Origin of the sequence: Leclercia sp. J807 (assembly GCF_009734465.1) — a bacterium.
Taxonomy (GTDB): domain Bacteria; phylum Pseudomonadota; class Gammaproteobacteria; order Enterobacterales; family Enterobacteriaceae; genus Enterobacter.
Window position 1 is genome coordinate 2,168,875 of record NZ_CP046446.1, and the last position, 20,028, is coordinate 2,188,902.

The following is a 20,028-nucleotide window of genomic DNA, read 5'->3' on the forward strand; positions in this document are numbered from 1 at the left end:
AGATGCCAAAGCAGGCGCTGGCCGCTTCAAGCTTAAGAATGTCTTACTATTTAAGTGGTGATCTATTCATTTATTATATTTGTTGCAATATGACCGATTTTTAAAGTTTCTAACCTTCTCGAGGGACAATAATGGAAAAAAATTTCACGCCAGAACAGATAGAAATGATCAATCGTATTGTCTTTGCACACATTGATCGGATGAACGAGAAAACTGCTGAAATTGTTGAAGAAACAGAGAGAGCAGCACATCATGAACTTCAGGAGAGCGGGATTGATATGACTGATTTCTCTCCTGCTAACAAGAGTTTTTTGATGGTTACGCTCATCCAGAACCTGATAGATCGTGTTCACGGCGGCGATATGACGGTTGCCCAAAGGTTGATTACGATGGAAGCCAAAAGGCTGAATGTCAGCGTAAATGAATAATGTCCACTTCAGGTAGATAGAGAGATTGCATGCCTGTTTCATTTAAAAAGGCATTCAATTATTCCTCTTACACCCACATGAGTAAAGTGAGCACGATAGGTACTGCATCCCAGCGCACTGAGCAGCACCACATCTGCCAGAGTGGCTTGCCGGATTTATAGCATCATAAGCTCCCGTCCTGATGAAATTCACGATTCAGGCGCTATACCTTAACAGCCAGTGATAAAGTGGCAGGCAAACATATTAAAGGATTATAAATATGCAGATTATTTTTGTGCCCGCCTTAATCGTCGTCCTGATTGATAAAGAGCAGGAGCTGGGGCGGGCGTTAACACAGGAAGAGGTAGAAGCTATCCGCGATGGCGCTACGGCCATCCGGCTGCCGGACGAGGCGGCCAACGATATGATCAGAGAGCGCGGCTACCGCGATATTGACCCAGAAAATGTCTGGCAAGAGTGGGTGGCGTACAAAGCAGGCTGACGCCATCACGTCAGGTCAGCCTGTCTGAGGGATAGCGCCTATTTCACCAGAGCAAACAGATCGTTCAGCGATTCGCTCATGGTGGGGTGGGTGAAGATCTGATCGCGCAGCACCGTGTACGGCAGCCCGGCATCCATGACCGTTTTTACGATGTTGATCACCTCATGCGAATCTGCAGCCAGTAACGACACGCCCAGTATCTGCTGAGTGTCATTTTCGACCACGGCTTTCAACATTCCCCGTGTATCGTTAATAACGCGTGCCCGCGGGATCGCCGCCACCGGCAGTGACACCACCTGAATATTTTTTCCCTGCTCCCGCGCCTGCGCTTCCGTTAAGCCGATGCGCGACAGCGTAGGGGTCATAAATACCGAATAAGGGATATTCAGCCGATCGTCCGTGGTACGCGTCCCTTTACCCAGCAGCTGATCGTACACGATGCGGTAATCATCGAGGGATACATAGGTAAACTGCGGCCCGCCGGTGACATCGCCCATCGCCCAGATGTGGTCTGTCGAGGTTTTCAGTCTCTTATCAACCTGGATGGCGCCGCGCGCGTCCGTTAAGACTCCGGCATTTTCCAGCTTCAGCGTCCCGGTCGCAGGGCGGCGGCCGGTGGCGACCAGCAGGAGATCCATCTGGCGATCGCCCTGCGGGGTGTGCAGCGTAACGCCCTCACTGCTGCTGGTAACGGCGTCAACCACCGCGTTCAGCTCTATTTTGACACCCTGATCCTGCAGGATTGTGGCGACCGCCGCGCTGATGTCGCTGTCTTCACGCGCCAGAAATTGCGATGCGGTTTCAAACAGCGTGACTTTGCTGCCGAAACGCGCAAACATCGACGCAAATTCAACGCCAATATAGCCGCCACCCAAAATACCCAGACGCTCTGGCAGGCTGGATAAATTCAGAATGCCGGTGCTGTCAACAATGCGTGGCCCGGCGATCAGCCTTTCAATCTGTGGGAAGCGGGCCTCTGCACCGGTATTAATGAAAATACGGTCCGCACTGAGCGTGCGGATCGCCTCTCCTGACGTGATTTTCAACGTATGGGGATCAAGAAATTCCGCCTGCCCGTCGATGACATCCACTGACTCGAGATTCGCCAGATTGAGATAATTTTTTTCACGCAGGAATTCAACCACTGATGCTTTCCGCTGCGCAGCCTCAGTAAAGTCAGTGGCGGCCTGCGCATCATGTACCAGCGCTTTGGTGGGAATACAGCCGATGTTAATGCAGGTGCCGCCATACATGGTTTTCGATTTTTCCACGATCGCCACACGCCAGCCAGCGCGGCCCAGCGCCGCCGCCAGCGTTTTGCCCGCTTTACCAAATCCGATGATTGCTGCCTGATAATGGTTCATCTTACTCTCCGCGATAGAAGCGTTAACCGGGTTTTAGCCTCTGGCTACCATTCAACAGTGATTTTCCCGAAATGCTTTCTGCCAGCCATGTGGCTGAATGCTTCACCAACAGAAGCCAGACCTTCAAAACGGTCGGAGATGACGGGACGGATGCCGGTTTGATTCAGGGCTCTGACAAACTCCTGTTGCATACGATTGCTGCCGACCACCAGCCCCTGAAGACGGGCCTGTTTTGCCATTAGCATCGCGGTCGGTATAACGCCTTCCATACCCGTCAGGACGCCAATCAAAGCAATATGGCCCCCAATGCGCACTGCTTCTATCGACTGCGCCAGCGTACCCGGCCCACCGAGTTCAATGACAACATCCGCACCGCGGCCACCCGTGATCTCCTGGACCCTTTCTCCCCACTGCGGCGTTGAGCGATAATTGATGACGTGATCGGCTCCCAGCGCTTTTACCCGCGCCAGCTTCTCATCAGAAGAAGAGGTGACAATCACGTTCGCCCCCATACTTTTGGCAATCTGTAGAGCGGTAATCGACACGCCGCCGGTCCCTAACGTCAGGACCGTATCGCCCGCCTTTAATCCTGCATTGACGACCAGGGCTCGCCATGCCGTCAGACCAGAGGTAGTCAGCGTGGCGGCTTCAGCGTGACTCCATCCGGCAGGCGCATGGGTAAAATGCGATGCAGGGCGCACAACATATTCCGCGGCAAATCCCTGGGCGCCATCGCCTGGGGTCTGCCCGAAGTCACCGACTGACGCTATGACATCGCCTTCTGTCCACTGAGGGAAAAAGGTGGATACCACCCTGTCGCCCGGTTTGAAATCAGTGACACCTTCGCCGGTCGCGTCTACTACGCCCGCGCCGTCAGCCATCAGGATGCGCCGATCGGCGGTCGGCACCTTGCCGCTGGCGACGAGTAAGTCGTGGAAGTTTAAAGAGGTGGCATGGATTGCCACGCGGATCTGGCCCGGACCAGGTTGTCCAGGATCGGGCAAATCGGTTAATGAAATATGATCGAGCCCACCGGGGGCGTTCAGCACTATCGCCTTCATACTATCGCTCCGAACAGAAGACGGTTCAGTCACCCTCATAGCCGTAAATGAAGGCCAGCGACCCTGGCTGGCCACGGAATTACTGCAGATGGATTTTGAGCTGGGAAGCCGCCTGGTTGATTGCGGTTCTCACCGCTGGTTCTTCGCTCAGGGCATTCAACAGGCCATAGTCATGGATCAACCCGTTATAGCGCGTGACGGTAACCGGCACCCCCGCCTTATCGAGATTGCGCCCGAACGCTTCACCTTCATCACGCAGCACGTCCAGCTCGGCGGTCTGAATAAGGGTAGGCGGCAGCCCCTTAAGCTCTTCAGCCGTCGCGCGTAATGGCGAGGCCAGAATCGTATTTCGCTCTTTATCCGAGGTGGTGTAGTTATCCCAGAACCATTTCATCATGTTCCGGGTAAGAAAATAGCCGTCAGCGAATTCATTATAGGAAGCGGTATCAAAGTGCGCGTCCGTTACCGGCCACAGCATGACGTTATAACGGATCGCTGGGGTGTTAAATTGTTTTGCCTGCAGCGCGACGGCAGCCACCATATTGCCACCGACGCTGTTTCCTGCCAGCGCCAGGCGTTTTCCGTCAACGCCGATTTCTGCGCCATGTTCAGCCACCCATTTCGTGGCCTCATAAGCCTGCGTGATGGCAACAGGATAGTGGGATTCAGGCGAAGGATCGTAATTGACGAAAACAGCCGCCGCGCCCGAAGCGTTTACAAGATCCCGGACCAGTCGTTCATGTGTTGGATAGTCTCCCAGCACCCAGCCACCCCCGTGAAAAAACATGAACACAGGCAGCGTCTGCGTTCCGCTGTTTTCGGGTTTTACCACCGTCAGATTCAGGGGCTTGCCGAGAACGGTAATCGTTTTTTCGCTTACCTGCGCCGCTGGCAGTTTAGCCCCTTGCTGGGCTGAGACCAGCACCTGGCGCGCTTCCTGCGGGGTTAAGGCCTCCATCGGTTTTCCGCCGCTGCTGTTCAGTACCTTGAGAAATGAAGCCACCCCGGCAGTAGGCTCTGGCCTGTTTTGTACGGGCGCTGCCCATGCGGCGGTGACCTGCGTCGCTAATAACAGGGCACTGACACTCAGTTTCGTTTTCATTATTTTTTCCTGGGGAATAGTTGATGGTGAATATGCGATGAAAAATACTGATCACTCTGTTTCTTCAGGCATTACACCTTTGAAGAAGGCCGATAGCGCGCCGCAGGTACATTGTGAGAGAAGTCTTCAATGATCGCCTGACGCGCCTGCTCCCACTGCTGAAGACGGTTTTCGTCATGCAGCGAAGGGATAGTAATAAGCTCCCCGCGCTGGAACCCGACCAGCGCCGCATTAACCATATCTTCGGCCTGCATAACGATACCCGGGTCGAGTTGGCTCAGCGGAAGGCCTCCGTTATCCCAGAATGGCGTCGCCGTTGCGCTGGGCAGGACAGCCTGAACCTGAATACCTTTGCCAGCTAACTCCCGGTGCAGAGAGCGGGTGAATGCCAGAACATAGGCTTTACTGCCGCCATATACGCCATTCAGCACTTCAGGCGCGATACCCACAATGGAGCCAATATTGATGATGGCTCCCCGGCCACGCTTAACGAAGCCGGGAACCACAGCGTAAGTCAGTCGGGTAAGGGCAATGATGTTCAGGTTGATCATGCTCGTCATCTGCTCAACGTTACTGTCAACGAGCTGAGTATGGGTGCCCATTCCCGCGTTATTCACCAGCAGCGTGATGCTCGCGTCATTACGCAGTTTCTCCTCGAGGGTGGCCAGCTGCCGCGGATCGTTCAGGTCCGCCGCCACGACCTCCACGTTACGTTCGCTGTCGGCGGTGATATGGCTTGCCATCTGATTGAGCCGGTTATGATTGCGGGCAACAATGATCAGGTCGTAACCCATTCTTGCAAGCCGGGCAGCATACAGCGCGCCCATGCCGGTTGATGCACCTGTTACGACCGCCGTTCCTTTCACTGAATCACTCATTTAAATCACCTCGATAGGGTGTAAGGGATGAATTGAGATTACGTGAAGACGCCAGAGAGAAAATGACGTAAACGGGCACGATTTCGGACATTTTGCGTCGGTGTGTTTTAAATCCAGTAAAAACTGCGTCGCGCCAGGTAATTAACGTATTGCCTGATGAATCGTTTTTTTGGTAAATCTTCCGGGTGAGAAAATAATGACAACAGACGTCCAGCCAGGGGGCTGGGAGCCCACTATAGACAGGGTGATTAAGATTTTACTGAAGAAGGATTAATGGCATGCATCGGGTAGGGCTCCTTATTTCCGACCAGTTCCAGTCTCTTGCGTTATCGACGCTGACAATTTTTGAATTTGCTAACCTGGTATTAGGCGAACCCTTCTACCACTGCACGGTATATTCAGAAAAGGGAGGAGAGGTGGCCTCGTCTTACGGGATAAATGTCATCACCCAGCCTCTGTCTGAAGAGAGCCAGGTTGATACCTGGCTTGTGGGTGGCGTACTCACCCCCGTCGCCTTACCGGCAACCGCGGGGGTGATACATTTTTTGCAAAATCATGCGTCCGGCGCGCGCCGTATTGCCGGAATTTGTACCGGTGCCTTCGTGCTGGCTCAGGCCGGGCTATTGCAGGAGAAACGCGCCACGACACACTGGGCTTATACCCACAGCCTGAAAGTCCTTCACCCCACCATACGAACCGAAGAGGACCTGATCTACATTATCGACGATCAGATCTGGACGTCGGCTGGCATGACCGCCGGGTTTGATATGGTCCTGGCGATGGTTGAAAAAGATCAGGGTACCGATGTTGCACGCAATATTGCCCACCGTATGGTCATGAATCAGCGCCGGACGGGAGGGCAGCGCCAGCATTCAGAACTGCTTGCCATATCCCCTAAAAGCGACCGCCTGCAGCTGGCGATTGAGTATGTCCGGCAAAATCTGAGCAAAACGCTTACCGTTGAGCATCTTGCCCATGCTGTACATCTGAGTGCCCGTCAGCTCAATCGCCTGTTTTTAAATGAAACGGGTAAATCCCCGGCGCGGGTGATAGAACGATTGCGGCTTGAGGCTGCACGACTGATGATTGAGAAGAGCCGCTTACCGCTGGAGGTGATCGCCCGTGAGTCAGGCTTCCGGGACCGGCGTCATATGCGCAATGTCTTTATGCGCGGATACGGTATTCCACCGCAGTCGTTACGCACAGGGAAAGGCACGCTGGCCTCCTGATGTTCAGCGCTTACGTGCCGTGAAAAACGTCAGCACGACCGCGCTCAGCAGCAAAATAGCACTCATGCCAAAGGTGCTTTGCCAGCCAACGTTATCGAACACCATGCCACCCGCCGTGGAGCCCAGGGCGATAGAGAGCTGGATCACCGCCACCATCAGTCCGCCACCGGCCTCTGCATCCTCGGGCAGAGTACGGGCGAGCCACGTCCACCATCCCGTTGGCGCTGCGGTTGCCAGCAGACCCCAGAGACCCAACAGCAGGGCGACGATCCAGACGCTGTGCCCGGTCAGGATCAACATTCCGGCAATGATGGCCATCAGCAGGGGAATCGCCATTAACGTCTGGTAAAAACGCGCATTTAAAAAGGCGGCGATAATCAGCGTGCCAACAAATCCCGCGATACCGATGGTAAGCAGGATCAGCGACAAGCCGGAGGCGCTGACCTGGGTGACGGTTTCGAGGAATGGGCGCACGTAGGTGAATAACGCGAACTGTCCCATAAAGAACAGGCCGCAGGCTAACAGGCCCACGCGCACCACAGGCTGGCGGAAAAGGCGCAATACCGTACCCTGTGCCGCCCGGTCATTCTCCATCTTCGGCAGGCTAAAGCACTGCCAGATGAATGCGATCATTGCCACCGGAACCAGGCACAGGAAGGCTCCGCGCCAGCCGATGGTGGCTCCGAGATAGCTGCCGAGCGGGGCGGCTACCACCGTTGCCAGGGCATTACCGCCGTTGAAAATCGCCAGCGCACGGGAGACCTGATGTTGCGGCACCAGGCGGATGGCCGTTGCGGCCGACATGGACCAGAAGCCACCGATGGCGATCCCAATCAGGGCGCGCCCGACCATATAGACCAGGTAGCTGGAGGCAAAGGCAATAAGCAGCCCGGACGCCGCCATCAGCGCCGTCATACCCAGCAGAAGCGTTTTACGGTTCATATTCCCGGCAATATGGGTCAGGCTCAGGCTGGTCAGGACCGCCAGCGCGCCGGAGATGGCAATCCCCTGGCCGGCCAGACCCTCGGTGACCCTTAAATCGCGGGCAATGGGCGTCAGCAGGCTGACCGGCATAAACTCCGAGGCAATCAGGACAAATACGCACAAGGTCATGGCAAAAATACCGCCCCAGTACGCGCGTTCGTTACTCTGTGTGGTTTGGCTCAGTGTGGACATAATCAGATTTCACGAAGGGGAAAAACAACACCACCTGCCAGGGACAGGTGGCGGAGAGGATTACTTCAGGCTGGTTTTGAAGAACTGCTCGAACTGCGCAAACGGGATCTTACCGGCGACATTGTCGTAGAGATCGACATGGTTAGCGCCCGGGACAACCACCAGCTCTTTCTGCTTGCTGCCGACAGCTTTGTAGGCATCTTCAGCAAAGTAGCGCGAGTGCGCCTTTTCACCAGTGACGATAAGTGTCGGGATGGTGATCTCTTTGGCGTAGCTCAACAGCGGCATGTTCATAAACGACAGTGGCATGGTCGCGGTCCATGCGCCGGTGGAGTTTACGGAGCGCTCGTGGAAACCACGCGGCACCCGGTAGTAATCAAAGAACTCTTTCAGTACCGGATGCGGATCGGCAGGTAACGCTTCCGGCAGAATACGTTCAGCGGCGGTCGCTTTGCCGTTTTCGACATAAATATCATGTCCGGCATGGGCAAAGGTACCGCTCTCTGCGTCTTTCCAGCGCTGCTCGTTCAGATACTCAAGAACAGCATGGCGATCGGCTGCCGAGTAGCGGTCTTTACCATCGCCCACGCCGTGGCCCATCGCCCGGCTCATGTCGTACATTACGGTGGTGGCGACCGCTTTCACGCGGGTGTCCATGGAGGCTGCGTTCAGCGCCATGCCGCCCCAGCCGCAGATGCCAAGGATACCGATGCGGTTACGATCCACCTCTTTTTGTAGTCCGAGGAAGTCCACCGCGGCACTGAAATCTTCGGTGTTGATATCGGGAGAAGCGACATTGCGCGGCTGGCCGCCACTTTCGCCGGTGTAAGAGGGATCGAATGCCAGGGTGACAAATCCCTTCTCCGCCAGGGTCTGGGCATAGAGGCCGCTGGACTGCTCTTTCACCGCGCCGAACGGTCCGCTGACCGCGATCGCCGCCAGCTTGCGATCGTCCCGGTCTTTCGGCAGATAGAGATCGCCCACGAGCGTAATGCCGTAGCGGGTCTGGAAGGTGACTTTACGGTGATCGACCTTTTTGCTTTCAGCAAAGGTTTTGTCCCATGTGGTGACCATCGATATCGGGGCGTTCGGATTGGTTGTCTCTGCATAACTCATGGTTGTTACTCCACTTAAAGAGGCGCATAGCAGCATTGCAGGCATGGCCGCTGACAGTTTTTGGGTGAATGTTTTCATAAGAGGTACCGGGCTGTGTTGTGATGTTGAGGCCAGTATAGTTAGCAGAAATAGTGCTGATTAGAGGGCAAAAACTGCTAGGATTCATACCATATTGTTATAAATTGGTGGGGCATGATGGCGAAGCGGGAAAATTACAACGAACTGTATCTTTTTATGCAGGTGGCGCGAGAGGGCAGCTTTACCGCTGCCGCCCAGCGGCTGGGGCTGGCGCAGTCGGGGATCAGCCGCTCTGTTCGCGACCTGGAAGAGCGGCTGGGCGTGCAACTGCTGGTGCGCACCACGCGCAGACTCTCCCTGACCCAGGCGGGGGAGCAGCTTTATCAGGCGACAGAATCTGCCTTCGATGCTCTGGATACCGGGCTTGCCACACTGGCGCACTACCGCGAAACGCCTTCCGGGACGGTACGCATTAACGCCAGCCAGCATGCCATTGATAAATGTCTGTTGCCAAAGCTGGCGGTATTTAAGCAGCGTTACCCCGATATCCGCCTGGAGCTGATGAATGAGAGCCGCTTCGTCGACATCATTGCCGAACGATTCGATGCCGGGGTCCGGCTTGGGCCGGAGGTGGGGCAGGGGATGGTCGCGGTGCGCATTACGCCCGACATGGAGATGGCGGTGGTCGGTACTCCCGATCATTTGCGTCGCTACGGCTTTCCCCAGAAGCCAGCGGATTTAGCGGCCCACCCCTGCATTGCCTACCAGTTTGCCGACGGCAGCCTTTACCAGTGGGAACTGGTTCAGGAGGGTAAGAGTGTCAGGCATCGTCCCGAGGGGCAGTGGGCTCTGTCCGACAGCTACATGGAAGCCGAGGCCGCCCGGCTGGGCCTGGGTCTGGCTTACGTGCCGGTTGAGCTGGTGGCAGATGATTTAGAGCGCGGGACGCTGATTCGGGTGTTGCAGCGTTACAGCCTGAGCATGGACGGGCTGTTCCTCTATTATCCCCATCGCAACGTGTCGCCCGCTTTAAGAGCGGTGATCGATACGCTGAGAATGTAGATTTCCAGGCCGGGGTTGCGAAGCGCCTCCGGCAAACCATTTCTGGAAGGCGCCTCGCAAACCCCAAATTAACCCTGTGTAATTCAGGGTTAACTCTTTTCTTCACGTAATCAGGGCCGTAAAGTCTTTGCATTGCGGCATATCCGCAACCGGGCGTAGGAACCCGTGGGCATAAAGCGATCGTGTTTTGTCGCCACAGCGCATTCCCCTTTTAAAATTATGGTGGCGCTGGCGGAGCAGCTGTATGGCTGGCCGTTTTCTATGTGGGCGGTATTCCTACCTCCGTCAGCGCTACCCCCGAGCGTAGGAACTAACGGGTGGTTAACAAAACAACATGTAGAGGAAGTTTTATGATGGCTACTGTTCCAACCCTGACTTATCTGCAGTCTGACGAAAGCGTTATTCAGCAACTTATTACCCACCCGGTGCCGGCCGATGCGGACCTTTTCGCAACCGTTGATCGTTGCGCCGCCCTGGTGAGCGTGCTGCTCGAAACCGATGATACCGCAACCCGCGCTGCACTCTGTGAACGCCTGCTGCAAACCCTTCGTCAGCTGCGACACCTCAGTGATGCCGACCTTCCGCCGCACCTGATAGCCCATCTTATCGAAGGGGAAAAACTCACCTCCTGCGTGCCGGACTGCTGGCAAGAGACCGCGATCCAGGTGGATTATGCTCTGGACCTGACGCAAGCGATTATGGGCGGAACCCTTCCTGCCAGCGTCGCGAAAGGGCTGACCGGTCTGCTGCACGATCTGGTCTGGTTGCTGGCTGCGTTTGTGAAAGAGCCCTATATTACGACGCACTGATTGCAGGCGATGTCTTAGGGGCTTGCCGCCCCTTTGATGACACTATTCAGCACTTCCCAAACGTTTATTACTGTGTCGAGCAATAACCCTAAAGCGCAGGCAAATAACGATTATGCGCGAAGTAAAGCGCGACACCTTGTGAGGTTATTGTCCAGTCATCCAGTACGGTTCTCCGATGTCGGGCATGCAGCCAATGCTGAGCATAATGCTCTGGCACATAAGCTAACCAATCAGAGCTGATATCTCCTGGAAATCGGCTATATCAGGCCGTTCATCTATAATGACTATTGCAGTTGAAATTGCACAGGAAGCTGCACCCTGGTCAACACTCAGCTGAAAGCGTTCAAATAACGTGGCCATACAAATAAGTAAGTGAGGCCGAGAGGGACTGACTTGCCCCCAATAACACTTAAGAATTAATAAAATACTGTTTATCCGGGAGATTAATAATGAAAATAACCAGGTTTGTATATTCCGCTTTAATTGGCGTTGTCGCCAGCTGCCGTTTTATGACGCCGATGGCGGCCCTCGCAGCAGCACGCCTTGCCAGGCGCGACACACCGGGGAGCCTCATGCTATTGGACCGTCCGTTATTCAAATTTGGCGCGTTAGCGATGGGAGCTGGTGAGCTGTTTGGCGACAAGATGAAGTCAGCCCCGGACCGCACCGTATTTTTGGGCTTGTCAGCGCGTGTAGCCAGTGCAGGAATCGCGGGCGCCGCGTTGGCACCTAAGGGAGAAGAAAAAACCGGGGCAGCAATCGCTATCTCTGCCGCTGTGCCACTTGCCTATGCCACACTTGCGGCACGCAAAAAAGCCATAGCAGAAATTGGGCAGACCAGAAGTGGCATAATTGAAGATACGCTCATCGTCGCTATCGGAGCAGCGGTTGTCTACTTCGCAACACGGCCAAAACGCCTTTAAACGTTCTCAATCTTAAAAGGTTTATCCCCGGCAGGTCATAATGAAGGGGCCAGTAACGGCTTCTGGCACGAAGCGGTCTCCGGCACCTACTATGATTATGCGCGGCTTTCTGAGCTTAATCCGAAACCAGCCACATATCGGCTTCTTCAAACATCTCTTCGAGCATACGGTTCAGCTTTTCCCGATCGCTTTTACTGGCATCGCTATTCAGGCCGTTCGCCTGCATCGGCTTAACCTTCACCTCGGCATCCGGAAAGATCCGATGCACTCGCTTCGTCAGTTCAGCCAGGATGATCTCTCTGGCGCCCGGAAGCCCGGCAACATTTCGTTTGTCGTACACCAGTTCAACGAACATCACATACCCCTTATAAATACTGTTTTAATGTACAGCATTTTCACCGGGGTAATGATGCCTGTCAAGGTCGCCCGAATGACTGTATTCATAATCGTCGTGCGGTGTTCTCTAACCAGTCAGGGAGGTGTGATTGATACCAGGTTTGATATAAGGAGAACGCGCTCTTTTGCCGCTCGTAAAGTAACACAATGACTTCCGTGACAATCCATGCCTTAGCGATGGCAATTTCTCTCGTTAATTCATTGACACTATGGTGATAAGTTAACGTGCAGTAGCGTTCAGCGAGGTCTGTATACGCGCGCATCGTCCCCATTCCCTTTATAAGTGGGGCAAGGTCGATAGCAGGACTTCCTTTTCCAAACCGTTCCCAGTCGAACAGCACGACCTCACCATTTTCTCTTCTTCCCCAGTTACCCGCATTGCTGTCCCCTGAAATCAGACGGTGGCCGCTAAACAGCACATCACTACGCTGCTGAAATTGCTGAAGCTGCCGTGCGCTTTTCTCAGGTAACGCCAGCAGGATGAGCGCTTTTTCGAGCGTCCTCTCTGACCATGAGTGCGGGTGGTAGTGCCATGCGGTATTCACCGGATAACGGTGCAGACGTGCCAGCATCGTGAGAACCTCATCACTGGCGACATCAGACTGTTCAACCGGGTAAGGAATATACTCCATGCATAATTTGCGTAGGGTGGCATCGGCGGAAAAGAGCGCCGGGGTCGCAATGCCCACCTCGTTAAGCGCCGTGGCAGCGTCCTGATAAAAACCAAACTCCACCGCGCCAACAGGAGACTTTTCAATAACCGCCTGGCCGCTATGACTGACCGTTAGCGCCACATTGGCGGCGCCCATTCTGGATAAATCCCGTGCAGGCATACCAGATCCTCTCAGCAGTAGCGGGTGGGTTGCTCAGGATCCAGAGTGTAACGTAAATGGGCCGTTGCGCTAAAAACTGCCGCCCGCATTGCAGGCGGCAGCCACTGTCAGAACAGAACCGAGTAGTTCAGGCCAAATGTACGGCCACGGCCTTTGTAGGTATAGAGGTTTTCAGCACCGTAGGTTGGGCTGTAGAGGCCTGGTGCGCGCTGGCCCCATGCGGTGGTGTAATCTTCATCCAGCAGGTTTTCGACGCTGAAGCTCAGCTTACCGACCGGCAGAAGATAACTGCCCAGGAAGTCCACGGTATTATAACCATCGATCTTCTTACCGGCTTCATCAGAGAGGTCGAACGTCTGGGTGCTTTGCACACGCAACGTCCAGTCGCCCGGCGCCCAGGTGACCCATGCGCTCATTTTGGACGGGCTGGCGCTGTCTACCGTCAGCTTCTCCCATTTTCCGTCGACGCGGGTTTCCGATTTGATGACGTTGAAGTTTGTGCCGGTGCTCCACTCGCTGTCAGTGAAGAAATAGTCGATCTGGCCTTCAACACCGTAGATACGACGTTCGTCATCTTCAACGTTGATGGTCATGTCGCTTTTATTAATGTTGATGGTTTTGTCAGACAGAGAGTAATACCCGGCAATCTGCGTACGCAGATTATCCCCGGTGTAACGCCAGCCCAGCTCGTAGGCATCAACCTTGATCCCGTCGAGTTTTGAGTCGTTCACGTTCACGCTGTTGACCAGACGATAATGGCCGTTCACCAGCTGATAGGTGCCGGAGCCGTAATATTTCGCCAGATCCGGGATCTCAAAGCCCTGGGAGAAGTTAAACCACAGCTGCTGGCGTTCGGTCAGATGACCCAGAATACCGGCGTTAAACAGCAGGTTGTTGTAATCCGTTTTGCCGCCCGGCACGGCGTCTGCGGAGGTCGCTCTGCCTGTGGCAATGGCCTGCTGCTGCGTGTAGCCAATAAAATCATCGACCTTGTTTTCCGTGTACTGATAGCGCACGCCACCGCTCAGGGTGATCGCGGAGAAGTCGTAGCTACTTTGCAGGAACGGGGCGAGGTTAGTGATGCTGTAGCCCGGATAGCGTCCTACGTTATAGGCATTATCCAGCTTCATGCCCCCGCTGGCCGCCGCTTTGTTGAGGTCGAAAAATTGCTGGTTGGCGTCGAAGGTTTCATGCTCGGCATCCACACCCCATGTCAGCGTCAACGCCTCCACCGGCTTGCTGTTGATGGTGAGCTTGCCGCCGTAGAAATCGGTTTTTTGCTGAGAGGCGCCAATGCTGGTGACCCGACCGCCGGAAAGCGTAGGGAAGGGGTAATAGGTCAGGCTCTCATCGCGGTAGTAAATCTGGGCGAGCAGATCCTGGCCCCAGAAATCGGTATTGGAATATTGCAGGTTAATCAGGTGACGTTCGGTGCCGGGAATACGGTCGGAGTCGAGATTGTTTTTGTTATACGCATTGCCCGCGCCCGTTACCGCCGAGAAGTTCTCGCCCAGATAAAGGCCGTGCTTACCGTCAGATTCACTTTTGTAATACTGGGTGGTGAGCTGCAGCTGCTGATGATCGTCGATATTCAGCGTGCCGGTGCCCATCACGTCCAGACGGTCAGAGTATTGCAAACCGGTCTGGGTGTTATCGATGATCACCTCATCGCCATTGCCATCGTACCAGCCGCCAAAGCGCTGATAGGCCACTGACAGGCGCCCGGAAGCGTTATCGTTGCCACCGCTGACCGCCGCTGCGACGTTCTCGTCATTATCGTTATGGCTGTTGAAGCCCGTTTTCAGGCCGGTCTGGAACTCGACTTCCGTTTCCGGCTGGCCCTTTTTGGTCACGATATTGATTAAGCCGCCGGTACTGCCGCCGCCGTAGAGGGAGGTGGCGCCGGAAATGACTTCGATGCGGGAAATATTAAACGGATCGATAGAATCCAGCTGGCGGCTGTCGCTGCGCGAGGAGTTTAAACGCACGCCGTCCACCATCACCATCATGGATCGACCACGCATATTCATCCCGTAGTTGGTGCGCCCCTGGCTGCTGACGTCCATACCGGGAATTAACTGCGCCAGCACCTCTTTGAGCTCCTTACCCCCCTGAACCTGCTGTTCAATTTCAGCCTGTTCCACAACCCAGGTGGTCTGCGCCATGTCGGCGATGCTGTGATTTGTACGGCTGGCAGCGACCACCAGCGTCTCATCTTTTTGTACTTCAGCAGAGGCATTGGCGGCTAATGTCATGAATAAACATGAACTTAGCGCGCGATAACTGTGCGATTTCATTATTGTGATCATCCTGATTTTTCAACGAGCCGGAGGCATGGACGCCCCGTAGCGCAAAAGCATCACCGCAAAGGTGATAGTGATTATCAAGATGATATGAATAATCATTTCAATGTAAACAGGTAATGTTAAAAATTGTTTCTATAATGGCATGATATTTATGGGGTTTTTGTGGGTGAATCGTAGCTCGAACCCCTGCTTAAGTGGGGCAATACTGCAGGTTGACCCATCTGTGTCGCCGTCGTCACGACAGTAACCGCTTCCTATGGTGATGAATCATCCCCGCCATTATCTGGAAGGGATCTCAGCATCGCTGATCCTGCGCTCAGGCTTCATTTTTACAGGGCTCAGCGATTACCACAGGTTTTCTGAGCTTTTCTGACAGCCGCAGGCTCATCAGCGCCAGCAAAATAAAGGAGATTGATATGCCGACTAGCCCGTAAAACCCCGCCAGGGGATAAACCCACGAAGCTACCGCAGAGCCAAAGCCGATGCCGCCGAACATAAAGGCGCTGGTCAGCGCCAGAGCGATACCACGGTGCCGGACAGACGACAGTTCAACGATCCTGCGTTGCTGACTGGGCCAGAGCAGATCGGTGGCAAAGGCCCAGACAACGAGCATCACCAGCAATACGCCCAGCATTTTCGGCAGCAGGGCAATCAGCACGGTGTCTACAACCAGCAGCGTCATGCCCGCCATCAACAACCTTTCAGACGTAAAGCGCGCGGCAGCTCGGGTGACCCAGAGGTTGCCCAGCACGCCAGCGATGCCCAGTACCGCAAGCGCTGCGGAGAGAGCCTGCGTCCCGCCGGTGTAGGTATCGCGTATAAGCGGGGCGATAAACGAATAAAAGCTGTAAACGCCGGAGGTAATGAAAAACACCACCAGGAATGCCGTCAGGTATTTGCCTTGTGACAGGACGCTGACCATTTCAGTGAGTCGGATGCGCGACCCTGCGCTCTCATCCGGCACTGTCAAAAGGATGTTCAGCCCGCTCAGCAGGCTTACCACGCCCACCAGGGCAAAAAGCGCTTTTGCTCCCCACAGGCTGGCAATCCACGCGGCGAGGGGAATACCGGCGAGGCTCGCCATCGATACCCCCAGCAGCACCATGCCGATCGCTCGACCGCGTTGCTCTTCATGAACCAGCTCTGAACCCAACGCAACCAGCACCGGGCCGATAAATCCTGCCCCTGCGCCCATCAGTATGCGGGAGGCGAGGAGCACATCGTAAGAGGGTGACAGCGCAAACGCGAAGGCGCCAGAGCCAAAAAGCCCGATGCCCGTGAGCACCAGCTGACGGCGGCGCCAGTGACCAAACATCACCTGAACCAGCGGGGCGGCCAGGGCAAAGGTCAGGCCGAAAATACTCAGTAAGCGTGCGCTCTGTGCATCGGTCAACTGCCAGGCGGCGGAAATAGCGGGCAGGCTGCCCGCGACAGAGAGCGCACCGGTCGCCTGGACAAAATAAGCGATGCTCAACGCGCGCAGGGCGCGGCGCTGGGAAGCGGTGATAACAGCGTTCATGATTTATCTCCGGAAAAGAACAGGGGCGCGAGGCCCCTGCAGAGCTTACTGAACAGGGATTGGGTTATCCGCAACTGACTGGTTGAACTGGTTCACCAGGGCATGTTCGTTTGCCCCCGGGTTATCGCGCACAGGCAGCACGCGATCGACGATAGCTTCAATGGTGTCTGTGCCGAGCTTGTCAAACGTCTCGCTGATGAATGCATCCAGCGGCATGGCGCGCGGGTCACCACTTTTGTAAATCAGATCCGTATCCACCCACGGCGGGGAAATTTCGATGACCTGTACGCTGGTGTCGCGCAGCAGGAAGCGCTGGGAAAGGGTGTAGGAGTGAATCACGGCTTTCGTCGCTGAATAGAGCGCGTTGGTGGCCAGCGGCAGGAAGGCCAGCACCGAGCTGTTGTTGATCAATACGGCGTCCGGCTGCTGTTTGAGGTGTTCAATAAACGCGGCGCTGACGCGCACCGGCCCCAGAATGTTAGTGTTCAGCAGCGTAACCGCCTGGGCGTCATCCAGCTCGCCTGCCGCATTGTCAAACGGCATGATACCGGCATTATTGATGACCACGTTCAGGGCCGGATAGCGCTTCAGCACCTGCTCTGCGGCGGCCTGAATGCTGTCGGCGCGTGTCACATCCAGCACCACATAATCCATGCCCGGACTGGCGGCGGTGACATCTTTCAGCAGCGCCTCCCGGCGCCCGGAGATGATCACCTGGTTACCCAGCTGATGGAATTTTTCTGCCATCGCGCGGCCAATGCCAGAGGTACCGCCGGTAATGAAGATAGTGTTATTGGTCAGTTTCATGGTCTTACTCCTTCGCAGAATCGTTAAGGGACGGAATGGTAATGCGTGGGCCGCGAGCAAATTCGATGAGCGCCGCGTCAACCCTCTCCAAGGCGCTCATGACGATATTTGGACCGCGCGGGTCAACCGACAGACCGCCATTGTCACAGCACGGCGTGGCGGTGGCGCGGACCAGATGGGTGTGCTGCGTCATGTTGTTCACCTTGTCAGTTATCGGGTTGGTGAATACATAGTACGCAGTCAGATGCCGACGTGGCTGACGAGAAAGGTCGTGATTTCGGACATCATGATGGCCGGATGCCGGTCATCATGAGCCAGGAGGGAGAGGAGCCAGAAAAAGAGGACGATCAGGCTTTGCCGGTGCGCAGCGACTGGGGTGGGATGCCGTAACCCCGGATAAAGACCTCCCGCATATGGCGGCGATCGCGGAAGCCGGATTCACGGGCAATGACCTCCATCGACAGCTTGCTCTGCTCGATCAGCAGTCGGGCATTTTCCAGCCGCAGTCCTTCAATCGCTTTGGCTGGCGATTTTCCCGTTTCAGTGCGGAACAGGCGGCTGAGCTGCCGCGCGCTGACGTGGACCGCATCCGCAATGCTCTCGATGGTCAGGGGTTTGCTGAGGTTGTTACGCGCATACTCCAGGGCTGACTGCAGACGGTCGCTGCGGGGGGCGAGCATCAGCATCTCAGAGTGCTGCGTCTGCCCGCCGGAGCGCCGATGGTGCATCACCAGCAGATGGGCCACGCTACGGGCCACCTCGGCACCCAGGTCTTTCTCAACCATGCCCAGCGCCATGTCCAGGCCGGCGGTAAGCCCCGCAGAGGTCCAGATATAATCGTCAATGATAAAGATGCGGTCCTCTTCGACGCGGGTAGTGGGATGCAGGGTCTTGAGACTCTGCGCGTGCAACCAGTGAGTGGTGGCGCGACGATCAGATAACAGACCCGCCTGACCCAGCACGAACGCCCCGGTACAGATCCCCGCCACCCGTCTCGCCCGGGGGGCGTGCGTCTGCAGAAACTCAACGATACCCGGTGATGCTGGCAACTCCAGGGGCGTTAACACGCCCGCCACCAGCCAGGTATCAATCTCCATGTTGGCAGAGACTGGCTGGCTGTCAACGCCAAAGCCGTAAGAGGTTTTCACAGAGCCGCCGCGCTCTGAATAAACGTTACAATCATAAAAAGGTTCGCCAGCTACCTGGTTCGCAAACTCAAAGATACTCAGCGTGGACAATCCCAGAACCTGAAAATGATCGGAAATCAGTAAGCCTACCCGGTGCATCATTGTCTCCTGATACTCCTTTGACCAATACGTATCTGCGGTCACTCTGGAAGAAACCAGGATGAACACAGACGTTGACTGCGTGTTTCTGGATGATGCGGAAGCACACATTGCCCGCCAGGCACAGCAGGCGGGGGCAGAATATAAAATCACCGCAAGCGATAGCGGCAATCAGGTTGATATGACCGCAACGCTGTCAAAATAAGCCCGGTAAGGCCATTTCCCTGAAATGGCCTTTTATCAGGCGCTGTCCGCGGGTTGCGCATCCTGAGCACCCGGCAAAAAAGCAGGATGAGTGTGCATCAGCGCCGTGACAGCTTTGAGTTTTTCACGCAGCTGCGCATGTAGCTCGCGTATCGCAGGCGAGAACTGTTTACGGTGAGGGCAGATAAGGTTAAGTGGCACCGCCTCCCCAGGCTGATCCGGCAGCAACACCTCAAGCCGGCCTGCCAGCACGTCGGCGCTGACATCGATCCAGGATTTATAGGCAATACCCATTCCCGCCACGGCCCAGCGACGGGCAAGATCCGCATCGTCACACAGCATCCGGCTGCTCACCGTCAGCTGGCGTTTGCCGCCCCTTTCCGGGAAGGTCCATTTGTCATAAACATGACCGTTCAGCGTATAAAGCAGACAGTGATGCAGAGCCAGATCGTCGAGCTGTCGTGGGCGGCCCTTCTTATTCAGATAGGCGGGAGAGGCGACCAGCACGCGCCGGTTATCTTCCGCCAGAGGCAGCGCAACGTAGCTGCTGTTTTCCAGAAAGCCATAGCGGATAGCCACGTCCACCGGATCGCGAAACACATCGCTGACGTTATCGGACATGAATATGCGCAGCGATACTCCGGGATGCTTCTCGCAGAACGCGGTGATCACCGGCAGTAAAACGTTACGCCCGAGATCTGAGGGGACGGAAATTTTTAGCTCACCCTGGATCTCATTTTCTCCGCTCTGAAGTCGCTCCGCGCCCGCCTGAAGAATATTCAGCATCTCCTGCGCATAGGGTAGCCAGGCTTCCCCTTCGGCGGTGAGACGCAGGCTGCGGGTTGAGCGGGCAAACAGCCGTTTATTCAGATCCCGCTCAAGGCGATTGACCGCCGCGCTGACCTGGCCGGGGAGAATATCGGCTTCACGCGCGGCGCTGGAAAAACTGCCCAGCGCGGCGGAACGGACGAACAAGGTCACATCTTCAAGACGTATCATGCAGGCTCCAGAGTAGGAAAGGTTTTCTGTT

The 20,028-nt window shown here is 55.5% G+C and carries 22 protein-coding genes; 8 read left to right on the plus strand and 14 right to left on the minus strand.

Annotated elements, in window-relative coordinates:
- Positions 1–131 precede the first annotated feature (131 nt).
- Both GNG26_RS10475 and GNG26_RS10480 read left to right on the plus strand, forming a co-directional pair.
- Entirely contained in the window at positions 132–428 is a 297-nt protein-coding gene (locus GNG26_RS10475) for a nitroreductase (RefSeq protein ID WP_156238629.1), read from the plus strand.
- 259 nt (positions 429–687) lie between these two features.
- Positions 688–909, plus strand: a complete 222-nt coding sequence (locus GNG26_RS10480) for a hypothetical protein (protein ID WP_156238630.1) — start codon at positions 688–690, stop codon at positions 907–909.
- Positions 910–947: 38 nt separating this feature from the next.
- Here GNG26_RS10480 and rclA read toward each other — a convergent pair whose 3' ends face one another.
- The 4 genes from rclA to GNG26_RS10500 form a co-directional block, all read right to left on the minus strand.
- Complete coding sequence (gene rclA / locus GNG26_RS10485; protein ID WP_156238631.1) at positions 948–2,273, minus strand: reactive chlorine resistance oxidoreductase RclA; 1,326 nt, start codon at positions 2,271–2,273, stop codon at positions 948–950.
- Positions 2,274–2,317: 44 nt separating this feature from the next.
- On the minus strand, positions 2,318–3,334 hold the full coding sequence (locus GNG26_RS10490; protein ID WP_156238632.1) for an NAD(P)-dependent alcohol dehydrogenase: 1,017 nt from the start codon (positions 3,332–3,334) through the stop codon (positions 2,318–2,320).
- A gap of 79 nt (positions 3,335–3,413) precedes the next feature.
- Entirely contained in the window at positions 3,414–4,436 is a 1,023-nt protein-coding gene (locus GNG26_RS10495) for an alpha/beta hydrolase (protein ID WP_114315117.1), read from the minus strand.
- 71 nt (positions 4,437–4,507) lie between these two features.
- Positions 4,508–5,314, minus strand: a complete 807-nt coding sequence (locus GNG26_RS10500) for an SDR family oxidoreductase (RefSeq protein WP_156238633.1) — start codon at positions 5,312–5,314, stop codon at positions 4,508–4,510.
- A 278-nt stretch (positions 5,315–5,592) separates the two neighbouring features.
- On the opposite strand from GNG26_RS10500, the gene GNG26_RS10505 reads away from it, so the two are divergent.
- Positions 5,593–6,543, plus strand: coding sequence for a GlxA family transcriptional regulator (locus GNG26_RS10505; protein ID WP_103824497.1), 951 nt, complete (start codon positions 5,593–5,595; stop codon positions 6,541–6,543).
- Between the two features lie 3 nt (positions 6,544–6,546).
- On the opposite strand, the gene GNG26_RS10510 is transcribed toward GNG26_RS10505, so the two are convergent.
- Together GNG26_RS10510 and GNG26_RS10515 are read right to left on the minus strand one after the other, a co-directional pair.
- Positions 6,547–7,719 carry an MFS transporter gene (locus GNG26_RS10510; RefSeq protein WP_156238634.1) on the minus strand — a complete coding sequence of 391 codons (1,173 nt, stop codon included), beginning with the start codon at positions 7,717–7,719 and terminating at the stop codon, positions 6,547–6,549.
- A gap of 60 nt (positions 7,720–7,779) precedes the next feature.
- Entirely contained in the window at positions 7,780–8,913 is a 1,134-nt protein-coding gene (locus GNG26_RS10515; protein ID WP_156238635.1) for an alpha/beta hydrolase, read from the minus strand.
- Positions 8,914–9,030: 117 nt separating this feature from the next.
- Here GNG26_RS10515 and GNG26_RS10520 point away from each other — a divergent pair, with 117 nt between their 5' ends.
- The 3 genes from GNG26_RS10520 (at position 9,031) to GNG26_RS10530 (ending at position 11,647) form a co-directional block, all read left to right on the plus strand.
- Positions 9,031–9,915, plus strand: coding sequence for a LysR family transcriptional regulator (locus GNG26_RS10520; RefSeq protein WP_156240166.1), 885 nt, complete (start codon positions 9,031–9,033; stop codon positions 9,913–9,915).
- 353 nt (positions 9,916–10,268) lie between these two features.
- Entirely contained in the window at positions 10,269–10,724 is a 456-nt protein-coding gene (locus GNG26_RS10525; RefSeq protein ID WP_156240167.1) for a hypothetical protein, read from the plus strand.
- Between the two features lie 449 nt (positions 10,725–11,173).
- Positions 11,174–11,647: a hypothetical protein gene (locus tag GNG26_RS10530; RefSeq protein WP_156238636.1), complete on the plus strand. Its 474-nt coding sequence runs from the start codon at positions 11,174–11,176 to the stop codon at positions 11,645–11,647.
- A gap of 115 nt (positions 11,648–11,762) precedes the next feature.
- On the opposite strand, the gene GNG26_RS10535 is transcribed toward GNG26_RS10530, so the two are convergent.
- The 6 genes from GNG26_RS10535 to GNG26_RS10560 form a co-directional block, all read right to left on the minus strand.
- Positions 11,763–12,002 (minus strand): DinI family protein, encoded by a 240-nt coding sequence (locus GNG26_RS10535; protein ID WP_156238637.1) that lies wholly within the window; start codon positions 12,000–12,002, stop codon positions 11,763–11,765.
- Positions 12,003–12,087: 85 nt separating this feature from the next.
- Complete coding sequence (locus GNG26_RS10540) at positions 12,088–12,876, minus strand: phosphotransferase family protein (RefSeq protein ID WP_156238638.1); 789 nt, start codon at positions 12,874–12,876, stop codon at positions 12,088–12,090.
- Positions 12,877–12,983: 107 nt separating this feature from the next.
- Positions 12,984–15,173, minus strand: coding sequence for a TonB-dependent siderophore receptor (locus GNG26_RS10545; RefSeq protein WP_103824491.1), 2,190 nt, complete (start codon positions 15,171–15,173; stop codon positions 12,984–12,986).
- Between the two features lie 325 nt (positions 15,174–15,498).
- Complete coding sequence (locus GNG26_RS10550; protein ID WP_156238639.1) at positions 15,499–16,701, minus strand: MFS transporter; 1,203 nt, start codon at positions 16,699–16,701, stop codon at positions 15,499–15,501.
- Positions 16,702–16,746: 45 nt separating this feature from the next.
- Positions 16,747–17,508, minus strand: a complete 762-nt coding sequence (locus GNG26_RS10555; protein ID WP_156238640.1) for an SDR family oxidoreductase — start codon at positions 17,506–17,508, stop codon at positions 16,747–16,749.
- Between the two features lie 4 nt (positions 17,509–17,512).
- On the minus strand, positions 17,513–17,701 hold the full coding sequence (locus GNG26_RS10560; RefSeq protein ID WP_156238641.1) for a hypothetical protein: 189 nt from the start codon (positions 17,699–17,701) through the stop codon (positions 17,513–17,515).
- Between the two features lie 59 nt (positions 17,702–17,760).
- Between GNG26_RS10560 and GNG26_RS10565 the strand changes: the two genes are divergently transcribed.
- Complete coding sequence (locus GNG26_RS10565) at positions 17,761–17,898, plus strand: hypothetical protein (RefSeq protein ID WP_156238642.1); 138 nt, start codon at positions 17,761–17,763, stop codon at positions 17,896–17,898.
- Here GNG26_RS10565 and GNG26_RS10570 read toward each other — a convergent pair.
- Complete coding sequence (locus GNG26_RS10570) at positions 17,856–18,794, minus strand: GlxA family transcriptional regulator (RefSeq protein WP_156240168.1); 939 nt, start codon at positions 18,792–18,794, stop codon at positions 17,856–17,858. The two genes, GNG26_RS10565 and GNG26_RS10570, sit on opposite strands and share 43 nt — an antisense overlap.
- A 61-nt stretch (positions 18,795–18,855) precedes the next feature.
- On the opposite strand from GNG26_RS10570, the gene GNG26_RS10575 reads away from it, so the two are divergent.
- Positions 18,856–18,999, plus strand: coding sequence for a DUF1471 domain-containing protein (locus tag GNG26_RS10575; RefSeq protein ID WP_146052364.1), 144 nt, complete (start codon positions 18,856–18,858; stop codon positions 18,997–18,999).
- A 35-nt stretch (positions 19,000–19,034) separates the two neighbouring features.
- Here GNG26_RS10575 and GNG26_RS10580 read toward each other — a convergent pair whose 3' ends face one another.
- Positions 19,035–19,997, minus strand: a complete 963-nt coding sequence (locus GNG26_RS10580; RefSeq protein WP_156238643.1) for a LysR family transcriptional regulator — start codon at positions 19,995–19,997, stop codon at positions 19,035–19,037.
- Between the last annotated feature and the right edge of the window lie 31 nt (positions 19,998–20,028).